We start from the raw sequence: 26,338 nt of genomic DNA on the forward strand, positions 1-26,338 counted from the left end.
TATAGCCCCGCCCTCCGTATCTGTGAGGGCCAAATACCGGGGAGCCAATGCTGAGGTGGTGGCCAAGACAGTGGTGATGCCCCTGGAAAAAGTCATCAACGGCGTACCCGGTATGACCTATATGACCTCTACCTCCAGTAACAAAGGCACCGGGTCTATAAAAATCTATTTTGATGCGGCTACCGATCCCGACAGGGCTGCTGTTGAGGTGCAGAACAGGGTAACTACGGTGGTGAACGAACTGCCGGAAGAAGTGATTCAGGCGGGTGTTACAGTGGAAAAAGAAGTGGAAGGCCTGTTGCTTTACATCAATGTGATGAGCGAAGATCCCTTACTGGATGAGAAATTCATCTATAATTTTGCGGACCTGAATATCCTGCAGGAGCTTAGACGTGTGGAGGGTGTGGGCTTTGCCGAAATCATGAGCACCAAAGATTATTCCATGCGGATTTGGTTAAAGCCGGACCGAATGACCTCCTACAGACTTTCTACAGAAGAACTGATTGCTTCCATCCAAGAACAAAACATCGAGGCGGCTCCCGGCCAGGTAGGGGTGAGTTCCGGTAGGGATGCCCAGATGCTCCAGTATGTACTCCGCTATCCGGGCAAATTCTTTGAACCTGCCCAATACGAAAACCTGGTCATCCGCTCGGATATGGAGGAAGGTTCCATCCTGAGGCTAAAGGATGTGGCTGAAATAGAATTTGGATCGCTCAATTATGGCAGGATATCCAAAACCGACGGTAAGCCAGCGGCCTCTGTGATGATCATCCAGCGCCCCGGCTCCAATGCAAGAGATGTGATAGAAAAGGTAAAAGAAAGGATGACCGAACTCAAAGTTTCAGCTTTTCCTCCCGGCATGGACTATAAGATCACCTATGATGTATCGCGTTTTTTGGATGCTTCCCTGAAGGAAGTGCTTATCACCTTGCTGGAAGCATTTTTATTGGTGTTTTTGGTTGTCTTTATCTTCTTGCAGGATTTTAGGTCTACCCTGATACCTGCCCTGGCAGTGCCGGTAGCCCTGGTGGGTACTTTGTTCTTTATGCAGTTACTGGGATTTTCCATCAATCTGCTGACCTTATTTGCCATGGTGCTGGCCATAGGAATAGTAGTGGACAATGCCATTGTAGTGGTAGAGGCTGTTCATGCCAAAATGGAGGGGCTTAACCTCAACCCTATGGATGCCACTGTGGAGGCTATGAAGGAAATAGGTTCTGCCATAGTCTCGATTACCTTGGTCATGTCCGCAGTTTTTATTCCGGTAGCTTTTATGGAAGGTCCGGTGGGGGTTTTCTACAGGCAGTTCTCCATTACACTGGCCATTGCCATCGTAATATCCGGGATCAATGCGCTCACGCTAACCCCTGCCTTATGTGCGCTGCTGCTGAAAAACCACTATGGCAAAGAAAAAAGCAGATCCCTGCTTCAACGCTTTTTCAATGGCTTTAATTCTATTTATTCTTCTTTTGCTGACAAATACAGGTCAACTCTGGGCGTACTGGCTGGAAGAAAGCTGGTCACCTTGCTCCTGCTGGTGGTCTTCTTTGGAGCCACCTGGGGAATGGCCAGTATCCTGCCCACCGGATTTATCCCCATAGAGGATCAGGGTATGATTTATGTCAATGTCACCTCTCCTGTAGGAGCCACGGTAGAAAGGACCGAAAAGGTACTGGATGCCATCCAACAGCTGGCCTCCCCTATCGAGGAAGTATCTTCCATCTCAACCCTGGCAGGCTATAGCTTGTCCAGCGGCTTGTCCGGAGCCTCCTTTGGCATGGGGATGATCAACCTTACCAATTGGGGGGAAAGGGATATTCCCATCAATAGGACAATAGAGAAACTGGATTCTGTCACCCGCAATATTTCCGATGCCTCTATCAGCTTCTTCCTACCTCCTACCGTGGCGGGGTTTGGTAACTCCAGTGGCTTTCAGATGAAAATGCTGGACAGGACAGGAAGCGGCAACCTGACTAGATTCGGGACTGTTTCGGATGAATTTGTACAGGCATTGAGCGAGGCTCCTGAGATTGGCCATGTCTTCACAGAATATGAGGCCAATTACCCCCAGTATATGGTCCATGTGGACCAGGACCTGGCCGCAAAAAAAGGCGTTACGATCAATAAAGCCATGAGTGCCCTTCAGGTATTGATGGGAGGAAAATTTATTTCTGATTTTGTCAGGTTTGACAATATGTATGATGTGATGGTCCAAGCCGCTCCGGAGTATAGAGAGAGACCTGATGATGTCCTAAATGTGCAGGTTAAAAACCAGCTAGGCGAAATGGTTCCTATCTCTTCCTTTGTCACTTTGGAAAGGGTATATGGGCCTGAGCAACTCGAGCGGCATAATATGTATCTTTCTTCCAAAATCAAGGGTTCCCCGGCCCTTGGATATTCTTCAGGAGATGCCATAGCAGCCATCGAAAGAGTGGCTGCAGAAATATTGCCCCAGGGGTATGGTTATGACTGGTACGGGATGACCAGAGAGGAAGTGGGATCAGGTAACCAGGCCATATTTATCTTCGCTATCTGCCTGCTGTTTGTCTATCTCCTGCTGGCAGCACAGTACGAGAGTTTCCTTCTTCCACTGCCGGTGATCCTGTTTTTACCTGCAGGTGTACTTGGATCTTTTACGGCTCTGTATTTACTGGGCCTTGAAAACAATGTTTATGCCCAGGTGTCACTGATCATGTTAATAGGTTTGTTGGGCAAAAATGCGATCCTGATCATAGAGTTTGCCATCATCAAAAGAAAAGAAGGGTACCCTGTACTAAAAGCCGCCATAGAAGGCTCGGTGGCCAGATTAAGGCCTATCCTAATGACCTCTTTTGCCTTTATAGCAGGCATGATACCGCTTACCATCGCTTCCGGAGCAGGGGCAATAGGCAACCGGTCCATTGGTACGGCTGCAGCGGGCGGCATGCTCACCGGTACTTTGTTTGGCCTGATTCTCATACCAGGACTTTATGTGCTGTTTAGCAGAAGGGTTAAAGAACAAAAAAAGGAAAAAGCTTTGGTTGAAGCTTGAGGGATGTTGGATGCCGGATGATCTATGCCTGTCGAATAAAGAGAGACCAAGGACCTATACTGAATAATATAAAAATTTAAATGAAGCAGATTTATAATATAATTTTGATTTTAATGATGACTTCTTTGGCCTATTCCTGCAAAACGATGGAGATTCCACCAATGCCGGATATGCCCAGGGTTCCTGCCGGTTTTCTGGGTAGCAGTGATAGTGTGAGTATCGGAGAAATTCCCTGGGAGCAGTTTTTCGATGACCCATATCTGGCAGATCTGATCGGAACGGCACTGGATCAAAACCTTGATCTTCTCACTGCTATGGAAAGGATAGAGATAGCCAGGACCACCCACAGGATAAGCAGGGGGGCACTATATCCCTCCGTAGATGGTATTATCAGGTACAGGTCCGGAGATATCCGCCCCAATCTGCTGGGCGGCACGATCAACGGAGATCGAAATGTGGTCAATAGGCTGGAAAATAATTTTGTGGGCGTACAAAGTTACTGGGAGCTGGATATATGGGGCAAGTTGAGGGACAGACGGGAGGCAGCCTTTAACCGTTTTCTGGCCTCCCAGCAGGCAAGGCACCTGATGGTGACCAATGTAGTGGCGGAGGTGGGCCATCTGTATTACGACCTCTTGGGCTTTGATATGGAGCTTGCTACTATAGATAAAAATATTGAGTTTCAGAAGATGGCGCTGAAGCTGATCGAAATCCAAAAATTAGCCGGCCGGGCCACGCAATTGGCCGTACAGCAGTTTGCGGCCCAGCTCCTTTCCACCCAAAGTTTGCGGTTTGAGAAATTACAGGATATCATAGCCACGGAAAATGCCCTAAACAACCTGCTGGGGCAATATCCCAAGGCAGTGGAAAGAGCGGAATCTCTCTCAATTGTTAATCTACCCGTGGTGGTCCATACAGGAGTACCCGCTGATATGTTGCTCAGGAGACCGGACATACAGGAGGCAGAGCTGGAATTGCATGCAGCTAGGTTAGATGTAGAGGCCGCCAGAAAGGAATTTTTCCCAAGCTTCAACCTGGTTCCTTATGTAGGGCTCAATGACAGGAGCATACCCGCCGCATTTCAGTTTCCCGGAGCCCTTACCATAGGATTATTGGGAGGCATCACCAGTCCCATATTCAATCAGTTTAGGATAAGAGCCTTTTTCAACCAATCCATTGCCGAAAACAGAATAGGGGTATATGCTTATCAACAGGCGGTATTGAACGGCTACACAGAAGTGATGACCGGTCTGAGCAGGATAGAAAATCTGAGAAACAAATACCGGGCTAAAGAAGAAGAGACGGAACTACTGTTAAATGCAGTATCCACGGCCAATGAACTCTTTAGAGGGGGCTATGCCTCCTATCTTGAAGTCATCACCGCGCAGGCAAGAGTGCTTGAAACAGAACTGGAGATGGCCAATACCAGAAAAGAGATCTTTCATGGTGTGATAGACCTATATCGGGCACTTGGAGGAGGCTGGTAAAGTGATATGGGCTAAACCCTCATTTATAGTTCGACATTATTAACAGTTTTTCCATTTAAAGCCCCTTCTTAGCATAAATGAAATATACTTAATTCCCGCATAGCAGTGGCTGGCTGCCTACCGGAAAGGATTTGGCTTTTAAACTAATCCTCTCCCTCCCTATAAAAATCCTTCCAGATGTCCGTCAACATTCCCTTATCCATCTTTCCGGTATAAACCAATAACCTGTACCGGATGACTTCCTTTTCTCCCTCCGCTATTTTCCAATCTCCCAAAATCTGTCTTGATGGACCCATTCCCATCTCATTGTCCACCCGCCATGGAGTCGGAAAGGCTTTGTTTTCGGGATGGTCAAATATGGCGATGTGTGCAAAATCTTCCCGGCCGTCAAGCTTTATCCCAATATCACTCCAGATAGAACGCTGCCCCTCAAGTTCGAGATTCCGCAATCCGGAAGCACTGATGATTTCTCCTACTGTCTCCTTCACCCAAGGCATGCGGACAAAGAGCCCTCCAACATAAAATTTTTCCATCAGCACATCGGATTTGGCTTCTCCTGTCCATTGCAGATCCAGCACATATTGTCCATCAAAATGCTGCATGGTCCAATCTTGGGTTTCGACCAAGATCGTCTTTCCGTTTTCATCCAACATATCATACACCGTCTGCCATTTTACCTGAGTCCCCTCATCTTCCAATACAGTGGCAGAAACCCCACGCCAATAATCATCTTTCCAGTTCATGAAATAATCACGCCCATTTACTTTTTTCAGGCCCCAATATATTCCTGTCTGATGCGGGTGATGGGAAGGCCGGTATTCTGTCATCACTCCATTTCCATCAGGTGTAATAAGGGGGTGGATGTAGGGTCGCTCATTTTGTTTGGCGATTTGGGTTAAAATTGGCTTATCGGATTGGTCTTGAAATACAGAAATGCTCCCGAAAGTCTTATCCTGTTTAATCCGTAATGGTTTGGCAACTTTTTGTTGCCTGGATTTTTGATTTTCTGACAGCAGGTTTACAATATAAGTATCATCCAAAGGGGTGAGGTTTAAATCTCCGGTCTGTATGCGGACATTGCGGAAGCGGATAGAAAAACTACCCTGGGGATCGTTTTCATTATTGGCATGCAATTGCAGGCCGATAAAACCTTTTGGGTATCTGTCATCAATGAGATGGGCTGCAGGAACGCCATTTATCCAAGTTCTCATTATGGGACCTACTGCTTCTATTCTGTAGCTGTTCCATTGGTACCCGTTTTTATCGTCTCTTTTAAAAGCATCTTTCGCAGCTTGACTCATTTTGTCAGGTGGATAAATCCAACCACGGTCCGCCCCTTCTTCATAAATGGCCCCACTCCATTGCTGTGGCTTTGGATCAACTTCCATTTGGTATCCATGGACGCGGCCATTTTTGAAATCATCATAACTCAAGGAGCGGAATTGGACTCCGGAATTATTCATCAGTGTATCAATTGATACCTCAAGCTCCAGCACAAAATCACCAAATTGCTGTAGGGTACACAGAAATCCGTTCGGCTCTCCGGGAATAGTCCTTCCCACGATCATCCCGTCCTTCACTTCCCAAATATGCTTCCCATTGAGCTCCTGCCAACCGCTAAGGTCTTTTCCATTAAAAAGGCTTGTCCAGTTTCCCTCCTGAGCCAAAGATGGTGCGGAAAGGGAAAAGTAAATTGCTAGCAGCAGCGGTATAGAAGTGGTTATGTTTTTTTTCATTTTGAATGATTTTTGATAAAGTCAAGATTTTTTGGGGGGATTCATGCCATGACTTTGAGCAGGAACCTTTGAGGTCTTCCTACCGCGACGACAGGACCTCGAAGGTTTTTCCATTTCTTTTTACCAGTAACTCTTCCTCTGACCAAAAACCTTCGAGGTCTAAAAAAAGACCTCAAAGGTTAGAGCAGAAACCTTGGAGGTTTGGAAAAAAACCTCAAAGGTTGTCTTCAGTCAGGCAAGGCAAATGCAATCACCGAATCTCCAACTTTGGTGCCGTTTTTTCCGCCACCACCTGCAGCAATCACCACGTATTGTTTCCCATCAACCATATACACACTTGGGGTGGCGTAGCCACCTGCCGGCAACTGATATTCCCACAAGACCTGCCCCGTAAATTTATCAAATGCCCTGATTTTTTCGTCCGGTGTTGCCGCTATAAATACTACATTGCCGGCTGTTACCACAGGGCCGCCAAAACTTTTGGAACCCGTATTCCTGATTCCCTGGGCAACCAGTTCAGGGTATTCTCCCAAGGGAACCTTCCAAAGAATTTCTCCTTTATCAAGATCCACCGCATTGAGCGTCCCCCAGGGCGGAGAGATTGCAGGGTAACCATTCTGATCGACAAAGAAGGGTGCAATATTGGCGTATCGGGGTGCTTTGGAGGTTGTATTATCCGACTTACTGACTTTATCCAATTTGACTTCGTCGCTTTTCAGATAGGCAACAAGATCATCCAGATGCTTATCGGAATAATGGCTAAAAGCCGGCATCATACCACGCCCAAAGGCCAGTATGGATTTGATTGAATCGCTGTTGAGTCTTATGTCAGTAAGCGGAGGAAACAAGGGCGGATTGCCTACCTTATTTAATCCATGACAGGCAGTACATGCTGTGTTGTAAATCATTGCCCCCCTCTGCGCGGGTGTGGCCTTGGCCGTGTCAATGTTTGTCAATGGAATCAGGCTGTGTATGGTCGGTGCCTCGTTGATGTTGACAAACATGACATTGGTGGCAGGATCAAAAGCGGCCCCGCCCCATTCTGCGCCGCCCTGATGTCCCGGCAAGGTAATCACACCCGCCATGGAAGCCGGGGTATATAATGGACCGGTTTCATGTTTTCTGAATATATTCAGGACATACTCATGGGTTTCGGGTGTTATGTTGCTCAGATCAGATTCCCGAAGAGAGGTACGGTTAAGTGGCGGTGGCTTTAAAGGAAAAGGCTGTGTGGGCCAGGATTCTTCTCCCGGAACCTTAGAAGCAGGTACAGGTAGGTCGACAACGGGAAATACAGGTTCCCCTGTTTCCCGGTCCAACACAAATGTCAGCCCCTGTTTGGTAAGCTGGACCACAATGTCCCTGGATTTCCCGTCAACAGTAACCGTGGCTAAGATCGGTGCCGGAGGCAGGTCATAGTCCCAAATGTCATGACGAAGGGTCTGATAATGCCAGATTCTTTCCCCTGTGGTGGCATCAAGGGCAATCACACAGTTGGCAAATAGATTTTCTCCTTTTCGCATTCCTCCGTAAATAAAATCCGGAGCCGGTGAACCGGTCGCAAAGAATACCCAACCCCGGTCTTCATCCAGGGTCAGTCCGCCCCAGGGATTTGTCCCGCCGTAACTTACTCCCTCTTCAAATTCCCAAGTGTCATAACCCAATTGTCCAGGTTGTGGGATGGTATGAAAAATCCATTTGAATTCCCCTGTCAGGGCATCATATCCTCGCACATCTCCTGGAGTAGACGGGTCTTCTTCTGGTGTGCGTCCTCCGATAATGATAAAGTTCTGGTAGACCATCCCTTGGCTAGTCGCTTCAAAATCAACCTGTTCAGTATCCTGAGGTAAATTTTTTCTTAAATCGATCCAACCGTTTTCGCCAAAGGAGGTGATCAATTGCCCGGTCTTGGCATCAATGGCATACACCCGGTCTTTTACAAAATTCAGGATCCGCTGATTATTTCCATATACATCTTCCCAATAGGTAAGTCCCCTGTTCCTTCCCCTAAACGGTCTTTCGTCATTTCTGTAATCATCCGGTCTGAACACCCATAGTTCCTTTCCGGTAGCAGCATCTAATGCCACGGCATTTACTTCAGGAGTGGTGAAATACAGTAATCCGTCTATGATAATGGGATTGGCATACATACCGGGGCCCGTAGGATTTCCGTGACGGTACTCCCAGGCTTTCACTAGGTGCTGGACATTTCCGGTATGGATCTGATCCAGTTCAGAGTATTGGATTCCTGTGGAATGTCCCCTGTAAATCCCCCAATCTTTGTGGTTGTTGAGTCTGCTTTCCCATTGATGATCCTGAGATTGATCAGTATCCACTTTTTCAGTGCAGGATATTGCAAGAAGTATAAAACCCAAAAACCATTGTTTATTTCTAAAGAGGTATTTGATGCTCATAAATAATGCTCTAACATATTATTTAATATTAAATATTTGCTTTGTGATTTTCCCCTAAAGGGTAACAGGTGACCCGTATGGTGCAATATAACATACCTTCAGATTATATCCTTCTTTTACTCCATCGGCGGCAGCAACCGGTGTTTCTTTAAAAATTGTCTTCCTTTATTACTTTATGCAAAATGATTTTATAGCCCATCATTTTCCGGATGTCGATCGTTTAATTAATCATAAATGTTTAAATTCAACCATGAAAAATGAAGATAAGATCGTGGAACTGCTTTCTAAGATGCTTGTTAATCAAGACAGGATTGAAAGCAGGTTGGACAAATTAACTGACGAAGTGGATAAATTAGCGACAGGTCTAGACCAGCTTGGAACCGGTGTGAATCAGCTTGGAACCGGTTTGGACCAGCTTGGAACCGGTGTGGATCAGCTTGGAACCGGTTTGGAATTATTAGCCAATTCCCAGGAAAGACTTGTAACTATTCAGGAAAGGCAGGAAAAGATTTTGATAAAAATACTGGAGGTTTTGGCGGACGATGTTCCCAAGTTTGATGAACTGATTGAAATGGATCAACTTGGTGGGAAAAAGGTGGTGCTTAGGAAAACGAAGTGAGGATAATTTCAATCATGAAGAATTCCGGTTTCAAATCCATCAATACTTGTGGTGTTTTTATTTTTCCAATATTCATTGATTTTCAATAAACTCTTTTAGTTCAGTTTTAATAAAATCTAATTTCTTTCCCATATTCCAAATGAAGATAATCGCGTTGATGACAATTAGACTAATCCATTCTAAATTAATCTAAAGACTCTATTTCTTGAGCTTTATTTTTTGAAGCAAACAATATCGACGAACCTGTACCCATTCCAATTACTGAGCGCATAGCTTTTTCCGGTTCTATGTCTAAGAATCTTAATTGGGAAGCAGGAAAATGATAAATGTTCCCATTCATTGGGTTTGGTGCAGTCGGTACAAAAACCGTATATATATCTTTTGATACAACTTCAGTGACGAACCCAGTCATCAGTACTCCTGTATTATAGGGATCTACCAAAACTACCTGACTAAAAGGCATTTTCTTCAGTCCAGTAAATTGGGCAATAATTTCCTGTAGAGTAGAATATAATGGAATGTGAAGTAAATAGTTATTTTCAAAACTTTTAAAAGATCTTTTACCTCTGGTATTTCTCATAATTAGACCTATGATGAATATCAGTGCAATTAGTATCAATAAAGCCAATACATTAATAATTAATGCGTGTGATTCTGCATTTTTATCCAATAAGGAGCTGATTGGAGCAACCAAATTGAAAACAAATTTAAATACTAAGGATAGTAAAAATAATATAATGATGGTTGGTAAAACCAATAGTAATCCATTCATTAATGTTTTGATAAAGAATGATTGAGTCCATAATTTATCTGCGGAGGCCAATTTACCGTTTGGCAATGATGAAGCGTTTCTCATTAAATTTATTTCAGATTAAAGTTTAGCATGTAAATAAGATTTTGTTCTAAGCGAGCAAATTACATAATTGCTACAACGTTTAATCACTTAAAAATGTTAATTAACTCCCAAAAGCTGCTATTGCAATCAATTATCTGACTATCAGGAATAAAAAATTTAGATCAAAATACTGGAGGTTTTGGCGGGCGAGAGTTTAATGAACTAATTGAATGGAACATCTTGAAGTGAAAAATGACGTTCTTAGGAAAAAAAACGGGGAATGTCCATACGCCCTATTAGTACCTTATCGCCTTAAATTCCCAGTCAGGATGGACTTTTCTCATTTCAAAGAGATCATCCCTTTTTTTAAGTCCACAGTTCAAATAATTATTATGTAGCTGGGAAAGTGCGGCTTTATCCAATTCGACCCCAAGGCCGGGTGAAGAGGGCACCTGCACCGCCCCTTCTTCAAACCGGAATTGTCCTCCAAGAATGACTTCATCGGATTGCCAGGGATAATGGGTGTCCAGGGCATAGGTAAAATTGGGCAGGGCCGCTCCAAGGTGGACCATCGCCGCCAAAGAAATCCCCAAGTGACTGTTGGAATGCATGGACAGATTCCTTCCGAAGACCTCACAGATTCTTGCCAGTTCCATGGAAGCCTTCAGTCCTCCCCAAAAATGGTGATCACTTAAAATAATGTCTTCAGATCCCATGGCTATACTTCCCGGAATATCCTCAAATGAGGTGGTACACATATTGGTAGCCAAAGGCGTTTGGATGGATTTTTTCAACAGCGCCATATTTTCCTGTCCCCTGACAGGATCTTCGAGGTATTCCAAAATCGGTTCCATCTGTTTGCCATATTTCAATGCGGTATCAGGTTTCCATATCGCATTGGGATCAAAACGAAGGGGGATTTCATCTCCAAAAGCTTTTCTCAGCGCAAACATGGCTGCTACTTCCTCATCCGGTTCAAAAGCACCACCTTTCAATTTGATGGATTGAAAGCCATAATGCCTGCACATGGCTTTGGCCTGCCGGACGATACCTTCAGGATCCACAGCCTCTTCCTGTCTGGCAGCAGCCCAGCCTTTTGCATGGGGATCTTTGGCAAAGCCCAATGCTCCTCCGGCACCTTCATATTTGTAAAAAAGATAAGCCGCAAAGGGAACCATATCCCGCATCTTTCCGCCCAGCAAGTCCACCACGGGCCTGCCCGTGATTTTTCCCATGATATCCAGACAGGCGACTTCAATGGCGCTGAACACATGCACAAGCCGCCTTTGGTCCCAGGGGGCATCGCCCCTGTCCGCAGCGGAATCCCTACCAAAATGATCCGTCAGGGCTTTACGGATGCCATTGAGTTGAAAGGGATCTTTTCCAATAATGAGTTTTTTGGCAGATTCCAATGCCAGGTCAATATCAACGTTACCGGGGATTTCACTGATGCCCGAAATATTATCCTCTGTGACCAACTCCACGATCGTCCTCAAGGCATAAGGTGCATGCAAACCTGCCGCATTCAACAAGGGAGGATCAACAATCGCTATTGGGGTTATGTGGAATTGAACAATCTTGGGTCCTTTTATTTTATAAAAATCATCTTTTTTCATTTATAGGATATTTTGGTTTATCGGTTCTGTTTTGGTTCCCCGATTTACATCGGGACAGGCCTTGGTTCTCTGATTCTTGGGGACAGGCATTGGTTTTTACAATTTCAATCACCTACTTCCCAACCTTTTCTCCATGAGTTTGGCTAAAGCCAATTGGTCATTAACCCTCCAAAAAACCTACCGCTAAAGCAGTAGGCTATTGAATTAGCTTCCTACGAAGGTGGGAATCTTACACCGAACAATTTCAAACTTCCTGCTCTTCAACCATTTGACTTTCCACAAGAGATTCTTCATTTCGCTGAAAGATTTGTCTAAATTCAAGACTTTCCAATAGCTCATTCAGAATGACGCTACATTTACGTCATCTCAACAAGACTGCTGCATACTGAAAACTGCAATTGCCATTGCCTACAGAAACTGCCCACTAATTACTGAAAACTGTAAACTGCCCACTGCCCACTGCCCTCTGATCACTGCCCACTGATCACTGATCACTGCCTACTGAAAACTGTCCCCCTATACCGGCAAGCTTCTCCATCAAAAGATAAATCGCACTGTGGTCCAACTCTCCGTCACCTTGGGCCAATACAGCATCCATGTGGGATGACACCATAGCGGAACCATAAAGCGGAACCGAAAACTCTTTCCCTGCTTCCAAAGCAATGTTCATGTCTTTTCTGTGCAATTTAATTTTAAAGCCGGGAGCAAAATTTCCGTCAATGATCCTTTGACCGTGGAGGTCCAAAATCCGGCTTTGGGCAAACCCGCCAAGAAGTGCCTCTCTCATTTTTTCAAGATTAACCCCCGCTTTTTTGGCTATGGCAAAAGCTTCGGCAACTGCCTGAATGGTCATTCCCACAATCATCTGGTTGCAGGCCTTGGTCATTTGTCCGGCACCTGCATCTCCGATCAAAACCGCACTTTTGCCCATAACCTCAAAGAGGGGCAAAACCTTATCAAAGGCAGATTGGTTTCCTCCGACCATTATGGATAAGTTGCCGGATTCGGCACCCACCTGACCTCCGGAAACCGGTGCGTCCAAAGCCTCCACTCCGACCTTTTGCATGGCATCAAAGACCTCCTTTGATGTAGAAGGTGCTATGGTGGACATATCGACGAATATAGAACCTTTCTTTATTCCCTGTAGCACACCATTTTCTCCAAAAACCACCTCACTGACATCCGGTGAATCCGGCAGCATGGTGATCAATACATCACTGTTTTGCGCAATTTCCTTACAGCTCCCAAATGATTCTGCCCCAGCGGACACCAGTTCCCCGCTTGCCTGATTTTTTTCATAAACCAAAAGAGAATACCCTGCCCGGATCAAATTCAGCGCCATGGGCTTTCCCATGATTCCTATTCCTATAAATCCTATTGTTTTCATTTTTATTGACTTTTATTTAAAAATATAATTTTTTAGACATAACCGCAATTACATTAGCTCATGTTCTGGCAAAATGCCGGAAGACCGAAGACGGAAGATCCCGGCAAATAGAAGGATAACCATATTTTAATTTCTTCCATACGACCAATTTTAGCCCTCTGTTGATATGGCCTGAAGCAATGCACTGATATGACCATAGGCGAAAGAAAAAGCCTGAAGATTTGCGCCAGGGGCATCACTGTAAGGTACATGATCGGGCATCACCATACCATCATATTCCACATCCCGTAACGCCCGCATCACATGAAAGAAATTCATATCTCCGTTGTCAGGGTAAACTTCCTGAAAATTATTCCATCCTCCTTTGATATTTCTGAGGTGGACATTGAAAATCTGTTTTCTTTTTCCTACCCAATCAATAATGGGAAAAATTTCAGTGGCCGGATCATTTAATCCTTCGGCAATTGATCCTATACAAAAATTAAACCCATGATAGGGACTGTCATATAATTGGGCAAACCTTTTGATTCCTTCAAAAACATCCGGACTATTCCAACGGGTAATTCCCCGATAACCTTCAGGGGCGGGAGGGTCAGCTATATGATTGGCAAGTTTGACTTTATACTCCTCCGCAACTGGAAGAACCCGGTCCAATAAGTAAGTAATCCTTTCAAAAATCTCCTCAATACCTACATTACCGGCTACAGTAAGGGGTTGTTCCATTTTCAGTGCTTCTTCATAATTCCAGGTGCTATAAGAGGTATTTCCTCTTTTGGGATCAATCGTACGCTCGGTCCTCAAAACCGGTAAGATGGTTGTATTGTAATTCAATACTTTAATGCCTGTTTTTGCAGCTACTTCAATCATTTGTTGGATCATTTCGATCTCACGGTCTCTTTCCGGACTTTTTCCGAGCATGATATTAGGGACTGCAACCCGATCTATACCGGCAGATGTAAGGGGAAGATGATAGGCATCCAGGTTGATGTGGTATTTTTCACAAGCTTCTTTCTTCCGTAACGAGTCTTCCAGATCCCAGCCTTTGCCTGCTATCATGGCCGGCATACCTCCATCCAGGTGGTAGACACCATGTCTGGCTTTGAAGGCCAGGTTCTCTTCAGTTGTTCCACCTGACTGACAGCCCAATTTCATCAAAACTTTTTTTCCAGGTTGTGATGTGGCCTCCACAGGTTTATCCTGGGGAGAAGCACACCCACTGAAGGATGTCCCAAGTGTGACAGCCCCTACCGAACCTGCCGAAAGTAGCTTTACAAATTTTCTCCGTTGAATATTATCAGCGTTGTTCTCAGATGATTTTTGGGTTTTCATAATTGATTGTTTTTAAGTGTGTATGGAAGTATAGAAGTGAGTAAGTGGGAAGTTGAGGATGTCGGATGTCGGATGACCATGACTGCCGTCAGGCAGGCGATGACCGATGTTGGGAAGTGGGAAGCCCGGAAGGTGACGATGTCTGAAATCCACAGACCACTTTTGGTAACCTCGTATTTTATGTATTGCAGAGAATACATCTGGATTTTGAATATTTTGGTAAGGTTGCGGATAGCGCTATTTTTAAGTTTATTTTCCATGGATTTATAGTAAAGGAAAAAGTTTTGCAGCAATCATAATTGTCGCCAACCCTGCAAATCCCATAATGGTAAGCAATGGGGAAAAAGTGCGCAAGGCTTCCTTTTCCGTCAAGTTGCTCATTTTGCATACAATCCAAAAACCGCTGTCATTCATCCAGGGAACCAATTTGGATCCACAGGCAATGGAAAGTCCTAAATAGAGCTGGTGATAATCCAAGGAGATATTAGCCATCCCCGCCAGAATTCCGGAAGCAGTAATCATGGCGACGGTGGCGGATCCCTGGGCGGTACGGACCATCGCAGTAATGAAAAAGGCCAGGGGAATCAATGCCATCTGATACCCCTCGGTTAACCCGGCAATCCTAAGACTGATACCAGTCTGCTGAAGCATAGCCCCGAAAGCACCTCCAGCAGCAGTGATCAATATAATTACTCCGGCACTGGTCAGTGCTGCCTGGACAGATGAAACTACCAAATCCCGGTCATCTCTTTTCTGGGTGACTACAGTCACCAAGGCCGCTAAAGCTCCTAAGATCAGGGCCAGGTTCTTTTCCCCCAGAAAATTCACCCCTTCTATCACCCAACTCAAACTTTCATTTCCTTCAGATACATTAGTTCCTAATGAAAACGATTCCAAAGCTGCTTTGGCACTGATCAAAACCAGGGGAATGAAGATCGGAAGCAGCGAAACGCCAATACCAGGTAAAAGGGAAGTATTCTTTTCAGAAAGGTTTTGGATGTCTTTCAAGGGTGCATCCAATGAATCCCGAAGCGGAATTTCCCATCGTTTATTGGCCCATAGGGCAAAAGCATATCCTACTATAATGGTAACTAGACCTACCAGCGTACCCCCTATCATCATCATTCCTATGGGAATATCCATTTCCACGATAAGGAACAAAGGACCCGGCGTGGGTGGAACAAGGGAATTTGCCATGGCAGCCCCTGCGGTCACACAAAGCACCAGAAGCAGGTAACTCTTTTTAAGCCGCATGGCCATCGCCTTGGCCAAAGGTATCATCAGGTAAAATACCGTGTCAAAAAACACCGGAATACCCAGGAAAAAGCTGCTGCTCAAAAAGGCCAAAGGCGCATTCTTCTCTCCGGTAATTCCTAAGATGGATCTGACAATCCGTTCAGCCGCACCACTGACAAGCATACATTTTCCGATGATCGCAGCCATGGCTATCAATATACCGATCTGACCGGCCGTAGTGCCAAATGCTGTAGCAATCCTATCTCCTATGGCGCTTCTGGACAGTGCCTCGGCGGCCTGTTGGCTCATTCCTTTACTCAAGCCGAATTGTACAATTGAAGCAGCAGGTGTCATCAATGCTACCACAATCGCAGCGAGTAAAAGAGCCAGAAAAGGGTTTAGCCGAAATCCAATAATTCCCCCTACCACGATGACCATTCCAACCAATAAAATAACAATAGGATCCTGAAGCATAAAGGCTTAGTTATTCATATTATCGGTTTTCATTTGATTGAGCTTTTTGGCAAGTTCCGCAGCACCGTTGGCTACAAAAGAAGCATCTGAACCGCAAGCAATCATCTGTAAGCCCATAGCCTGGTATGCAGCAAAATCCTTGGGATCAAATATCAATATACCCGTGGATTTCCCGACTTTTTTGGCCGCTGTGACTATTCTTTTCAATGCATTTGTAAACAAGGGATGATCGAGCTGTCCAAATACGCCCAGAGACATGGAAAGGTCTGCCGGACCAATAAACAGGACATCCACGCCGTCAATGGCCGCGATACTTTCTACATTTTCCAAGGCTTCCAAAGTCTCAATTTGGATGATCCCTACTATATCTTCCTGGGAATTGGCAACATACGCATCAAAATTTTTTCCAAATCCGGTTGCCCTTATCATTTTGGCCACCCCCCTTTGCCCAAATGGCGGGTAGTGCATTCCTTTGACAGCGGTTATGGCGTCTTCCACGGTTTTGATCTGTGGGCACATCACCCCTTCGGCACCTACGTCCAGCACCCGATGGATCCTTTGCCTGGCAACGCTTTCCACCCGGACCACCGGGGCAGCCGTGGTGTTTGCCAGTGCCTGAAGTTGGTGAAGCAGGTCTTTGGGTTCACCTGCTCCATGCTCCAAATCCAGTAAAACCCAGTCAAATCCGGCAAGCCCGACGATTTCGGCTGTCAAAGCGCTACCAAGATTTAACCAGCAACCGCTCAGTGTTTCTCCGGCGGCCAATCTTTTCTTCAAACCTTTCATAATTTTGGGTTTTGATCTATAGTTGATTTTTAAATTAGCAATAAAATTTATAAATCACTATTTCACATCCCACCAAACCCTCGTATCCATGATATTCGGTCCCTGACGGTTAATGGCCGCTTGGACGTTGGCCGCATTTACATTGGATTCGGCATCGGTATAGGTTAACCTCCGTATAAAATCTTCTGTCTGCAGATCACTTCCTGAAAAGGTATTGGGTGAAAGAACCGGAAAACCCGACCTTCTGAAATTAGCCCAGGATTCCGGACCATTCAGGAAAGTCGCTACCCAATATTCGGTATTGATTTGTTCCAATTCCCTGCCGATTTCTAATGGGTTGGCATTTAAATAAGCTTCAATAGCAGGTACTGCTATAGCTGTATTTGCTCCGTAGGATGCCAGCTGTTGCATGTGTGCCTCGATTCCTCTTCTATACGCCTCCGCAGCACTTCCAGATGCCCAATTCCGATGTCGGGCTTCTGCCAACAGCAATTGCGTCTGCCCGTATGTCACCAAAAAACTGGGGGCCTGTATTGCAGCCATCCTGGTCCGGTCCAACTGACTGTAATCCCAAAGACTTGCCAATCCACTTGCCTGCACCGCACTTGAGATCGTCGTATTATCAAAGCCCAACGGCATGCCGATCTGAACACCCGGGTTCCGGTTGGCATTGGCAGGGACTTGGCCTGCACCACTGGTAGCACCCACATATCGGACAGCAATTGAAGCCAATCTTGGATCATCATTCTCCATTAAATAGGAAACGAAATCCTCTGCCAAATAGAAGAAGGCCGACTGACCACCATTAAGCTGGGCACCGATGTTGTTGGTGAAGTCAGCTGTATGCCGTATTATAGCATTATCCGCATTCGACTGCATAAGCCCTCCGGCTACCGCTTTGGCCACATATTCCGCAGCTTTGGTAGGATTAACTTTTGAATGTCGCATCGCAGCCCGTAGCAACAGAGAATAACCAAGCCGTTTCCATTTGTTTAAATCGCCGGAATATAGTACCTCTGCCGGAACAGGGGCACCTGCAGGATTTATAGCTGCAGAAGCACTTTCCAGTTCTTTGAGAATATCATCGTACACTTGTTCCTGGGGATCATATACCGGGCTTGTTATACCCTCCAGAAAAACCCTTCCGGCTTCAAAATAGGGGATATCGCCATAGGTATCTGTCAATACCATAAAGGTATAAGCCTTGTAAATTCGGATAATGTGCCGAAGGTTCTCATATCGGGGGATTTCCTCCGTTCGGTTTAAAGCATCCGCCAGGTTTTTAATTCCTTCCCGGTATCCACGTTGCCAGTTTCCCGCAGCCACATTGCGGTTGTCCTGATTGAAATTGCCCGCTGCTCCAACCCCGCTGAACGGGGTTATCATCTGTTTGACTATGGTAGTTTCATAGCTTAAATTACCGTATACAGGTGCAGAGGCAACCATGGCTGTATTCAACTGAAAAACCGGCTCCACTGAAGTCAGCGCATTTGGGTTGATGTTCATTTCATCAAATCCACTGTCACATGCAACCCCAACAACCACCAGGACTGCTATAAATATATGTTTTTTGACTCGTTTCATCTTTTTGGATTTTGGGTTGATTAAAACTTAAGGTTAAGGTTGAAGCCTATACTTCTGGCTACAGGTAGACCTGTGGCTTCCAGCCCCATGAGATTATCCGAGGGGAATCCAAACTGATCGGGGTGGATATGGGGCACCCATTTTTTGATCACAGCCACATTATTGGCAACCGCATTCAGACGCACCCCCCTTACAGGAAAATTGGAAGGAAGCAATTTGGTGAAATCATAGCCCAAACTGATCTGCCTCAACTGCCAGGAACCTGCATTAAATACCGACAATTCAGACAGTAACAAACTACGCATAGATTCATAATAAAGTTGAACAGGTGCTTGAGCAGTATTTATTTCACCAGTTGGAGTAACACCTTCTCCAACGACAAATCCCACGTCCCTTCCTGGTAGTGTTGCTTTGTCTAATCCATGCCGATATGCATTAATGTGCGTTCCGGAAATCATTTTATGTCCCAACTTGAAATCTATCAAAAATGATAAATTTATGCCTTTATAATCAAATCCATTAGTAATACCACCTACCCAAGTTGGAATTGCACTACCAAATTCAATCTGGTCAGGGGTTCTTAGCGGTCTTCCGTTTCCAGGGTTATGAACTACTCTGCCCTGATCGTCCCGCAAGAGACCAAATCCATAAAGCTGTGCCATAGGTCTGCCTACAACATGTCTAAGCTGACCGTGAAAATCGGCCGTGCCCACCGTAATGCTGTTATCACTTACGTCCGGTCCCAAGTCTAGCACTTCCGTAATATTATAAGCTGCATTGAAGCTGGCATTCCATCGAAAGTTTTGGGTAGAAATTGGATTCAGGTTCAGCATCATTTCTACCCCTTCGTTTCTACTTTCCCCTACGTTGATCAATTGGCTGAGAAATCCTGTCGCATCGGACATTTGAGCCTGTAGAATCTGGTCCTTGGAAATTTTGTGGTAATAGCTCACCTCGAATCCCACCCGACTGTCAAACAACTGCATTTCCAAACCAAACTCCCTTTCCTGTACCATCATGGGTCTCAGGTTGGCGTTTGGAACAGTGGAGCCGGAAAGACTGGCCAATGGCTGCGGTACTCCGTTTGAATTGGGGAATTGTTGGGCATTAATTCCGTAAAACAGGTTGTTGGAATAGGGCTGTACATCGGTATCACTACCTACCTCAGAGTAGCCAGCACGGATTTTACCAAAGGTAATCCACTCCGGTAAGGAAGCACCAAATGCCTGGGAAAAAATAAAGCTACCTGTAATCGAAGGATATAGAATACTTCTGTTAGCCGGGGAAAGGGTCGAGAACCAGTCATTTCTCAAAGTCCCGTTCACATAGAGAAATCCCTTGTAGGAAATTTCAGCTGACCCGTAAAGGGAATTTACCTGCCGCTCCGAAAACTGATAAATTGGATCCCTTAACCGACTATTGCCAATTGTGTACAGATCTCGGGAAAAGAAATCCTGTACAAACACATTATGTCTGCTAAACCTCCTGTACATCTGATTGCCCCCTGCATTCACCAAAAATCCAAAATTGCCAAAGGTTTTATTCGCACTTACAAGAAAATCGGCGTTTATTTCCCGGACATTTGTAGCATCCTGTACATATTGTCCGTTAACAAATCCAGGTGGCGCAGGTACCTGCCGCTGGGTACCATGGGGCAGGTTATATTCTTGCTCCCTGGCAAAGAAATCCTGTCCGACACGCCCTTGTACAAACAGCCAATCGGTAAGGTCATATTTAGCAGTTATATTTCCAAAAACCCTATCCCTATCGATGTTATCAAATCGCTTAAGTGCAAAGTATGGGTTGGTCCGGTTGGTAAACCTCGACCAAACATTCTCGTTGCCATTTGGATCTTCTGCATTGTCCCGCAATACGTCCATCGGCATCGAATTAGCCAAAGTGTAAATGATCACAGGGCTATAATCCTGCTCGGCAAGGTTGGGGGGATTTCTCCGCTGTTCTTTGGAATAATTGATGTTACCTGAAATGGTCAGTTTTTTAGCTACCGTCTGCGTAAATCCAAAATTTACCGTTTTTCGGTTGAAATCGGAATTTGGCATGACTAATTCATTATCCATATTAGAAATCATGAGATTGAACCCACCATTTTCCCCAGATGAAGCCATAGAAACCGAATTTGTCCAGGTATATCCTTTTCGGTAAAATTCATTGAACTGGTTTCGCTGGGGTTCATAGGGAACTTCCAAGTTATCAAAAAGGATATGAGTCATTCCCGGTTGGAATTTCTCACCAAAGCTCCACACTCCTGAATTAGGAAATGGGGAGGTTGGCCTGACACCGTTTTCTCCCTGTCCGTATTCAAACTGATAATCCCTGAAGTCCATTGGCGTATCGTGGGTAAAGTTGGAATTGATCTCCAGGCTTACCCCACGACCGGTTCCCCTGTTTTTGGTGGTGATCATAATCACTCCATCCTTGGCACGGGAACCATACAAGGCAGAAGCCGCACCACCTTTCAATACCGTCATTGATTCAATATTATCAGGATTGATACTGTTCAACCCATCACCGCTGTCTGAGGTCCGGTTACTTCCCCTTTCGGAAAAATCGCCCCTTGCCCCGAAATTGGTATTGTCAATGGGTACACCATCCACTACAATAAGTGGGGAGTTATTGCCTCCGAATGATGACTGACCCCGGATCCGAATCTTACTGGTTCCGGAAGGGCCTGAACCCAAAGAAGTAATATTTACCCCAGCCATTTTTCCTTGGAGAGCATTCATGAAATTACCGGTCCGGTTGATGGTCATCTCGTCCTGAGTAACACTGGAGGTGGCATATCCCAGGCTTTTTGCTTCTCTTTTGATACCCAAAGCCGTAACTACCACCTCATCCAATCCGGAAATGTCTTCTACCATGGTAATGTTGATGACACTTTGGGCTCCGATAACTACCCGTTGATTGCGGAATCCGATAAAGGAAAAAACCAGTACGGCATCATCAGGCACGGTGATGGCATAATTGCCGTCCATATCAGTCACTGTTCCCTGGCTTGAACCTTCTACGATTACGGAAACCCCTGGCATGGGATCTCTGTTTTCATCCACAACTAACCCTCTAACCGTTACATCCGGTATTTTCTGAATCGATACTGTTCTTTTCGGCTGGACAATGTCTGAATTTGCCAGAAGGCCTGTGCACAGAAAAATCTGAAACAGGAAAGCATAAATCAATCGTTTTGACAGCTGAATCAGCTGCTTTAGTAAAATATTTTCCATATTATTAATCGTGTTTAGGTGGTGAAATACTAAATTAATCGCCTCAATCAAATTCCTATTTGAAATTGGCATAACACCTGCAGGATGCGATTTCTTCAAAATAAGCTCCTGCCTGACGACCTAACTGGTATTGCTTTCGAAGATTTTCATTTTATCTTGGGTTTGATTGACTAATTAACTTTTTTCAATTACTTATGAAAGGACTGCTCCTTTTACCTCATTTAAGATTCAATGGAAACAAAATCCTTTCCTTAAATCAAAAATAAACCAACCAATACGACATGATTTCGATCCATCCCCAAAATGAATAAAATCCAATTTTTAAGAAAAAAAATATTCTAAATATTCAGGAATCTAATGTTACTGATTTATTGTTAGCAGGGGTTAACTAGGTGTAAAATTGAATTATTCAGTAAATTAAAAAATTACACCAAAAAATTACACATTCATTCAAATTATTTTTTGTGGGATCATTACATTCCGGACATGGCATTATCTGAAGTTATGGTAGAAAAAATTCACTGAATTGAAAGGCTGTGCTGCCTGAACTGGAAAAATTTGCAGGAATCTGAGCATGTTTATCCGGGGTGATGTTCAAAAGTAGGTTTGTTCCCCGTTAGCGGCCCTAAACCCAGAGCTTCCCATGCTTTAAGTTGTTTAAGGGTCAGCCTTTGGTTTCCAATAAAATCAGTGTCCTGAAAAGGGGGAAATCTTGTTGATGTTGCATCCCCGTCAAAAAAATAATTTTCCGGAATTCTTCCAATCCCCAAGGACATTGCGGCCATTCCGGTGATTATTATAGCTATCTGAAAGATGATTAACTCACAACAATGTGATTCAATCACCTCTTTTTGTTTATGTGAAATTTATGTGGACATCTGCTGGGTTACCGGTAAAAGCCATTATCAATATCAACTTTTTTATTGGTTTTTTCCCTATTATATGGATTTTCATACCAGACTACTCCGAGCCCGTCTCCCTCTTCATTTTCATCGTTTGTCAGGACATCCAGGTAACCGTCAAGGTCAAGATCAATTAAGTTCACAAGATCGAATTTACGGCCTTGTAAACCACTGACCGGAAGAAAATCCCAGTTTCCCGAAAAAGGGTCATCTTGATAAGAACCCCAGATTACACTGTGTTTCCCTTTTGATTTATATTCCTCATAAGGAAGTGTGGCCACTTTCCCTTCTTCCTCGAATGAAAGGACAATATCAGATTTTCCATCCTTATTGATATCGGCCACTGCCACTGCCTTACCACGGGGACCTGCCCAATCCGGATAAGGAACCATGTGCTGTTTCCATCGGTGTTCAGGGTCTTTGGTCTGTTCAAAAATTACAAGCCCATTGTATAGATCGGGAACCACAATATCTTTTAGCCCGTCACCGTTAAGATCCGCAAAATCCAGAAACATGGGTTCCCCTTTCTGTACACCGATCAGGTGTGATTTCCACTCCTGAAAAAATTCGGGCTTGTCATTGCCCGGATTTTCCAACCAACGCACCCCAGTTTGCGTGCTGAATTTCCGGTCGGTTATAAGGATGTCGGATTTTCCGTTACCGTTCATATCCACCACTACCATAGACATGATCCATCCTGCTTTAGTGAGTGGGAAATACTCCCATTTTTCTATTTCCCGTGGGTTTTCGGGGCACTTCAACCAACCTACCATTGCCTTGTCATTTCCACTCTCCCCATTTTTCCTTTTAGATCCAACGATAAGATCCATGCCATTTACCCCATCCATATCAGCCGGAACCACAAACATCCAGGCTGACATATCATCTGTTGCCGGAACAATCTCTGATTGCCATTTGGACGCCACCAGGTAATCTTCAGCACGTTGCGGTGCCCAGTGAAAAATGATCTGATTGGTGGCCCCTTCCGAGGCAGTTACAAGATCGATGGTTCCGGAATAATCCAGATCCACTAAAAGCGCATCCTCAACATCCGGTGAGCGTAATTCTACATATTCCCAATACTGTTTTACTTTATCAGGCCCGGGATTGATATAAATGCGGCTTACCCCTCCCTCCTCGAAACCGGTCACCAGATCCGGAAATCCATTCCCGTTTACATCGGCCAGTTTGACACCGTCGGATCCGGAAGAAGGCATTGGGTCGATGGCATGCATTTCCCAAGTGATTTGATCTTTTACATCATCAGAATTCCCGGAAAAGAAATTCCGGTCAATACTGAATCCTGCTATCAGAATACAAACCAACAGGGCCAAAACCGCTGATTTTTTCTTATATAGAATATCAATCATTTAATCCATTTATTTTCTGTTTCCCCCATCAATGTTGAACTGTAGTACTATTTTCAATTTCAATTTTCAGGATCTGGTTTCCTTTGACCTTATCTATTTGGTTTTTGCCATGGAACCATTCCACCTACCTGAATATGTTTCATTAGAATATTATTCATGATTTTGAAAATTTCCGGTTCCTCTGAAATCAAATCGATTTTTTCTAATGGATCCTTCTCAAGGTTATAAAGCTCCAAAGGTTGATAGGGATTATTTTGCAACAGTTTCCAGTCACCTTGGAGAAGGGCATGATAAGCTTTTCCACCATACAACGCTCCACCCTCTCTTCTGGTAAAATAAAGAGGTCTGGGTTCTTCCTCCATATTTTCTCCTAACAATGTGGCCAAAAAACTTCGGCCTTCAATAGTGTGATTAAACTTTACCCCCACAACTTCCAAAAGAGTCGGATAAATGTCCATCGTCATATTCACCTGATCGGAAACTGATCCTGCCTTTATTTTTTCAGGCCATGTGATTACAGTTGGAACCCTTAATCCCCCCTCATACATACTTTGTTTGCCATCCCGGAGGGGGCCATTGTTTGCCATATCAGGTAAATGTCCGCCATTGTCGCTAGTAAAAATGATAAGCGTATTTTCGTATTGGCCGGATTCTTTTAAGGCGGCAATTACTTTCCCGATACCATTATCCAAATGTTCTATAAATGCAATCAGGCCAGCTCTTTTTTCAGGAATTTCAGGGGATCTTTTCCTGACCTTTTCCAGATATTCTTGTGGAGGTTGGACTGGAAAATGTGGTGCGTTATATGCAAGATACAGAAAAAAGGGCTCGGCTTCATTTGCCTGACTTTTGACGTAATCAACAGACCATTGAGTAAAAATATCGGTTGCATGTCCTTCAGGATCTATTTCCTGATTGTTTAATTTCATAAAGTTCATTCCGTGCCTTCTTTTGGTAACATAGTCATCCATCATATCCTCCAACCAGCCATGGAAATAGTCAAAACCTTTTTCATTGGGTAAATTGGGGCTTTCCAAACCTAAATTCCATTTGCCAATATGTGCATTATGATATCCTGCTTCCTTTAGTTTTTCCGGTAGTAGGATTGCTTTGGGATCAAGAAATCCCCAGTTATTGGCATCATGATATCGGATCAAGCCAGGAACGCCTACATAATCAGGGTATCTGCCTGTCATCAATGATGCTCTCGTAGGTGCACAAACCGGTGAATTGGCATAAAAATAATCCATCCTCATACCGTCATTCCGTAATGCGTCGATATTGGGAGTATAAAGATCCGACGTTCCATAGTAGGAAACATCATGGTATCCTTGATCGTCGGTAAGTATTATTAAAATATTAGGTGAATTTCTTTCCTTAGAGAATTCAGTTTGGGAATTTACGTTTATAGCAACCCAAAACAAATTGACAAAGATTGCAATTTTATGAACTTGCTTCATAGACCAGGCTTTATTTTATATGCTATTATTTCAAATCAGTTTCTAATTATTAGAAGATCACCATCGTGGGTTTTCGGGGCACTTCAACCAACCTACCATTGAAATGTCGATCAATATTGAATCCTGATATCAGGACAAAAACCAAAATTGTCAAAACCGCTGATCCTTTTTTATATGCCGCTTTCACTATCTACATCTTGATAAATTTGCTTCACTTTTGTTATGATACAGCTACTGAGGCTTAGGGATAGTGTTTGTTCTTTCTGCCCACTGATGCCATAAATCTGATAGTTCCTTAACCCTATCCGGATGCTTTTGGGCCAAATCCACAGTTTCCGTTCTGTCTTTTTCCATATCAAATAACTCCCACTGGTCCGATGCCAAATTTTCCACTTTCCTGAAATGTCCGGCATCTTCATATGCTTTTGAAACCAGCTTCCATTTTCCTTTTCTCAACCCGCGGTTACCCTCATGTTCAAAATAAATGGCTTCCCTATCAATCGCTTCATTATTCGAAAACACGCCATTTAGACTTTTTCCCTCCATAGGTACAATGGCCTTACCGTTATAGTCTGAGGGGTAAGTAGCGCCAGTAATATCCACTACAGTAGCCATTATATCTATCAAGTGGCCGGGCTGGTGCCGGAGTTGGCCCAGGTCCCTGAGTACTGCGGGCCAATGGGCAATCAATGGGGTAGCTACACCGCCTTCATGCACCCAATGCTTGAATTCCCGGAAGGGGGTATTGGATACATTGGCCCATACAGGCCCATATGCATGGTAAGTCTGATCACTACCAGCCATGACATTTTTGCCCATTATAATGACTGGAA

At 44.5% G+C, this 26,338-nt stretch carries 18 protein-coding genes; 3 read left to right on the top strand and 15 right to left on the bottom strand.

Annotated elements, in window-relative coordinates:
• Together ACEW8O_RS13400 and ACEW8O_RS13405 are read left to right on the top strand one after the other, a co-directional pair.
• A partial coding sequence (locus ACEW8O_RS13400; RefSeq protein WP_373495131.1) for an efflux RND transporter permease subunit occupies window positions 1-3,031 on the top strand: 3,031 nt, incomplete at its 5' end.
• 80 nt (window positions 3,032-3,111) lie between these two features.
• Complete coding sequence (locus tag ACEW8O_RS13405) at window positions 3,112-4,518, top strand: TolC family protein (protein WP_373495132.1); 1,407 nt, start codon at window positions 3,112-3,114, stop codon at window positions 4,516-4,518.
• Between the two features lie 143 nt (window positions 4,519-4,661).
• Here the strand turns inward: ACEW8O_RS13405 and ACEW8O_RS13410 are convergent, their stop codons facing one another.
• Both ACEW8O_RS13410 and ACEW8O_RS13415 read right to left on the bottom strand, forming a co-directional pair.
• The gene (locus ACEW8O_RS13410) at window positions 4,662-6,254 is read right to left on the bottom strand and encodes a DUF6807 family protein (protein WP_373495133.1); all 1,593 of its coding nucleotides are present in this window, start codon (window positions 6,252-6,254) and stop codon (window positions 4,662-4,664) included.
• Between the two features lie 227 nt (window positions 6,255-6,481).
• A complete protein-coding gene (locus tag ACEW8O_RS13415) occupies window positions 6,482-8,668 on the bottom strand; it encodes a PQQ-binding-like beta-propeller repeat protein (protein ID WP_373495134.1) in 2,187 nt (728 codons plus the stop codon).
• 250 nt (window positions 8,669-8,918) lie between these two features.
• On the opposite strand from ACEW8O_RS13415, the gene ACEW8O_RS13420 reads away from it, so the two are divergent.
• Entirely contained in the window at window positions 8,919-9,287 is a 369-nt protein-coding gene (locus ACEW8O_RS13420) for a hypothetical protein (RefSeq protein WP_373495135.1), read from the top strand.
• Between the two features lie 184 nt (window positions 9,288-9,471).
• On the opposite strand, the gene ACEW8O_RS13425 is transcribed toward ACEW8O_RS13420, so the two are convergent.
• From ACEW8O_RS13425 to ACEW8O_RS13485, 13 genes are all read right to left on the bottom strand, one after another.
• Window positions 9,472-10,143 carry a DUF502 domain-containing protein gene (locus ACEW8O_RS13425; protein WP_373495136.1) on the bottom strand — a complete coding sequence of 224 codons (672 nt, stop codon included), beginning with the start codon at window positions 10,141-10,143 and terminating at the stop codon, window positions 9,472-9,474.
• A gap of 275 nt (window positions 10,144-10,418) precedes the next feature.
• Window positions 10,419-11,738, bottom strand: coding sequence for an enolase C-terminal domain-like protein (locus tag ACEW8O_RS13430; RefSeq protein ID WP_373495137.1), 1,320 nt, complete (start codon window positions 11,736-11,738; stop codon window positions 10,419-10,421).
• A gap of 484 nt (window positions 11,739-12,222) precedes the next feature.
• The gene (locus tag ACEW8O_RS13435) at window positions 12,223-13,125 is read right to left on the bottom strand and encodes a 2-hydroxy-3-oxopropionate reductase (protein WP_373495138.1); all 903 of its coding nucleotides are present in this window, start codon (window positions 13,123-13,125) and stop codon (window positions 12,223-12,225) included.
• A 150-nt stretch (window positions 13,126-13,275) separates the two neighbouring features.
• On the bottom strand, window positions 13,276-14,454 hold the full coding sequence (locus ACEW8O_RS13440) for a mannonate dehydratase (RefSeq protein WP_373495139.1): 1,179 nt from the start codon (window positions 14,452-14,454) through the stop codon (window positions 13,276-13,278).
• Window positions 14,451-14,714: a hypothetical protein gene (locus ACEW8O_RS13445; RefSeq protein ID WP_373495140.1), complete on the bottom strand. Its 264-nt coding sequence runs from the start codon at window positions 14,712-14,714 to the stop codon at window positions 14,451-14,453. The genes ACEW8O_RS13440 and ACEW8O_RS13445 overlap by 4 nt, the downstream gene beginning before the upstream one ends.
• A 4-nt stretch (window positions 14,715-14,718) precedes the next feature.
• A complete protein-coding gene (locus tag ACEW8O_RS13450) occupies window positions 14,719-16,164 on the bottom strand; it encodes a GntP family permease (RefSeq protein WP_373495141.1) in 1,446 nt (481 codons plus the stop codon).
• A gap of 6 nt (window positions 16,165-16,170) precedes the next feature.
• Window positions 16,171-16,950, bottom strand: a complete 780-nt coding sequence (locus ACEW8O_RS13455; protein WP_373495142.1) for an HpcH/HpaI aldolase/citrate lyase family protein — start codon at window positions 16,948-16,950, stop codon at window positions 16,171-16,173.
• Between the two features lie 57 nt (window positions 16,951-17,007).
• Window positions 17,008-18,534: a SusD/RagB family nutrient-binding outer membrane lipoprotein gene (locus ACEW8O_RS13460; protein WP_373495143.1), complete on the bottom strand. Its 1,527-nt coding sequence runs from the start codon at window positions 18,532-18,534 to the stop codon at window positions 17,008-17,010.
• 20 nt (window positions 18,535-18,554) lie between these two features.
• Entirely contained in the window at window positions 18,555-21,773 is a 3,219-nt protein-coding gene (locus ACEW8O_RS13465) for a SusC/RagA family TonB-linked outer membrane protein (protein ID WP_373495144.1), read from the bottom strand.
• 578 nt (window positions 21,774-22,351) lie between these two features.
• Window positions 22,352-22,558 carry a hypothetical protein gene (locus tag ACEW8O_RS13470; protein ID WP_373495145.1) on the bottom strand — a complete coding sequence of 69 codons (207 nt, stop codon included), beginning with the start codon at window positions 22,556-22,558 and terminating at the stop codon, window positions 22,352-22,354.
• Between the two features lie 101 nt (window positions 22,559-22,659).
• Window positions 22,660-24,045 carry an FG-GAP repeat domain-containing protein gene (locus tag ACEW8O_RS13475; protein WP_373495146.1) on the bottom strand — a complete coding sequence of 462 codons (1,386 nt, stop codon included), beginning with the start codon at window positions 24,043-24,045 and terminating at the stop codon, window positions 22,660-22,662.
• Window positions 24,046-24,134: 89 nt separating this feature from the next.
• The gene (locus ACEW8O_RS13480; protein ID WP_373495147.1) at window positions 24,135-25,505 is read right to left on the bottom strand and encodes a sulfatase-like hydrolase/transferase; all 1,371 of its coding nucleotides are present in this window, start codon (window positions 25,503-25,505) and stop codon (window positions 24,135-24,137) included.
• A gap of 231 nt (window positions 25,506-25,736) precedes the next feature.
• On the bottom strand, window positions 25,737-26,338 hold a 602-nt coding region (locus ACEW8O_RS13485; protein ID WP_373495148.1), incomplete at its 5' end, for a sulfatase/phosphatase domain-containing protein.

The organism is Aquiflexum sp., assembly GCF_041749095.1.
In the GTDB taxonomy this organism is placed as follows: domain Bacteria; phylum Bacteroidota; class Bacteroidia; order Cytophagales; family Cyclobacteriaceae; genus Aquiflexum.

Coding starts and splice junctions, on each gene's coding strand:
- ACEW8O_RS13440 (WP_373495139.1), bottom strand. CDS start 14,454: ATGAAAACCCAAAAATCATCTGAGAACAACGCTGATAATATTCAACGG.
- ACEW8O_RS13425 (WP_373495136.1), bottom strand. CDS start 10,143: ATGAGAAACGCTTCATCATTGCCAAACGGTAAATTGGCCTCCGCAGAT.
- ACEW8O_RS13475 (WP_373495146.1), bottom strand. CDS start 24,045: ATGATTGATATTCTATATAAGAAAAAATCAGCGGTTTTGGCCCTGTTG.
- ACEW8O_RS13405 (WP_373495132.1), top strand. CDS start 3,112: ATGAAGCAGATTTATAATATAATTTTGATTTTAATGATGACTTCTTTG.
- ACEW8O_RS13420 (WP_373495135.1), top strand. CDS start 8,919: ATGAAAAATGAAGATAAGATCGTGGAACTGCTTTCTAAGATGCTTGTT.
- ACEW8O_RS13430 (WP_373495137.1), bottom strand. CDS start 11,738: ATGAAAAAAGATGATTTTTATAAAATAAAAGGACCCAAGATTGTTCAA.
- ACEW8O_RS13470 (WP_373495145.1), bottom strand. CDS start 22,558: ATGGCCGCAATGTCCTTGGGGATTGGAAGAATTCCGGAAAATTATTTT.
- ACEW8O_RS13435 (WP_373495138.1), bottom strand. CDS start 13,125: ATGAAAACAATAGGATTTATAGGAATAGGAATCATGGGAAAGCCCATG.
- ACEW8O_RS13410 (WP_373495133.1), bottom strand. CDS start 6,254: ATGAAAAAAAACATAACCACTTCTATACCGCTGCTGCTAGCAATTTAC.
- ACEW8O_RS13415 (WP_373495134.1), bottom strand. CDS start 8,668: ATGAGCATCAAATACCTCTTTAGAAATAAACAATGGTTTTTGGGTTTT.
- ACEW8O_RS13445 (WP_373495140.1), bottom strand. CDS start 14,714: ATGGAAAATAAACTTAAAAATAGCGCTATCCGCAACCTTACCAAAATA.
- ACEW8O_RS13450 (WP_373495141.1), bottom strand. CDS start 16,164: ATGCTTCAGGATCCTATTGTTATTTTATTGGTTGGAATGGTCATCGTG.
- ACEW8O_RS13480 (WP_373495147.1), bottom strand. CDS start 25,505: ATGAAGCAAGTTCATAAAATTGCAATCTTTGTCAATTTGTTTTGGGTT.
- ACEW8O_RS13455 (WP_373495142.1), bottom strand. CDS start 16,950: ATGAAAGGTTTGAAGAAAAGATTGGCCGCCGGAGAAACACTGAGCGGT.
- ACEW8O_RS13465 (WP_373495144.1), bottom strand. CDS start 21,773: ATGGAAAATATTTTACTAAAGCAGCTGATTCAGCTGTCAAAACGATTG.
- ACEW8O_RS13460 (WP_373495143.1), bottom strand. CDS start 18,534: ATGAAACGAGTCAAAAAACATATATTTATAGCAGTCCTGGTGGTTGTT.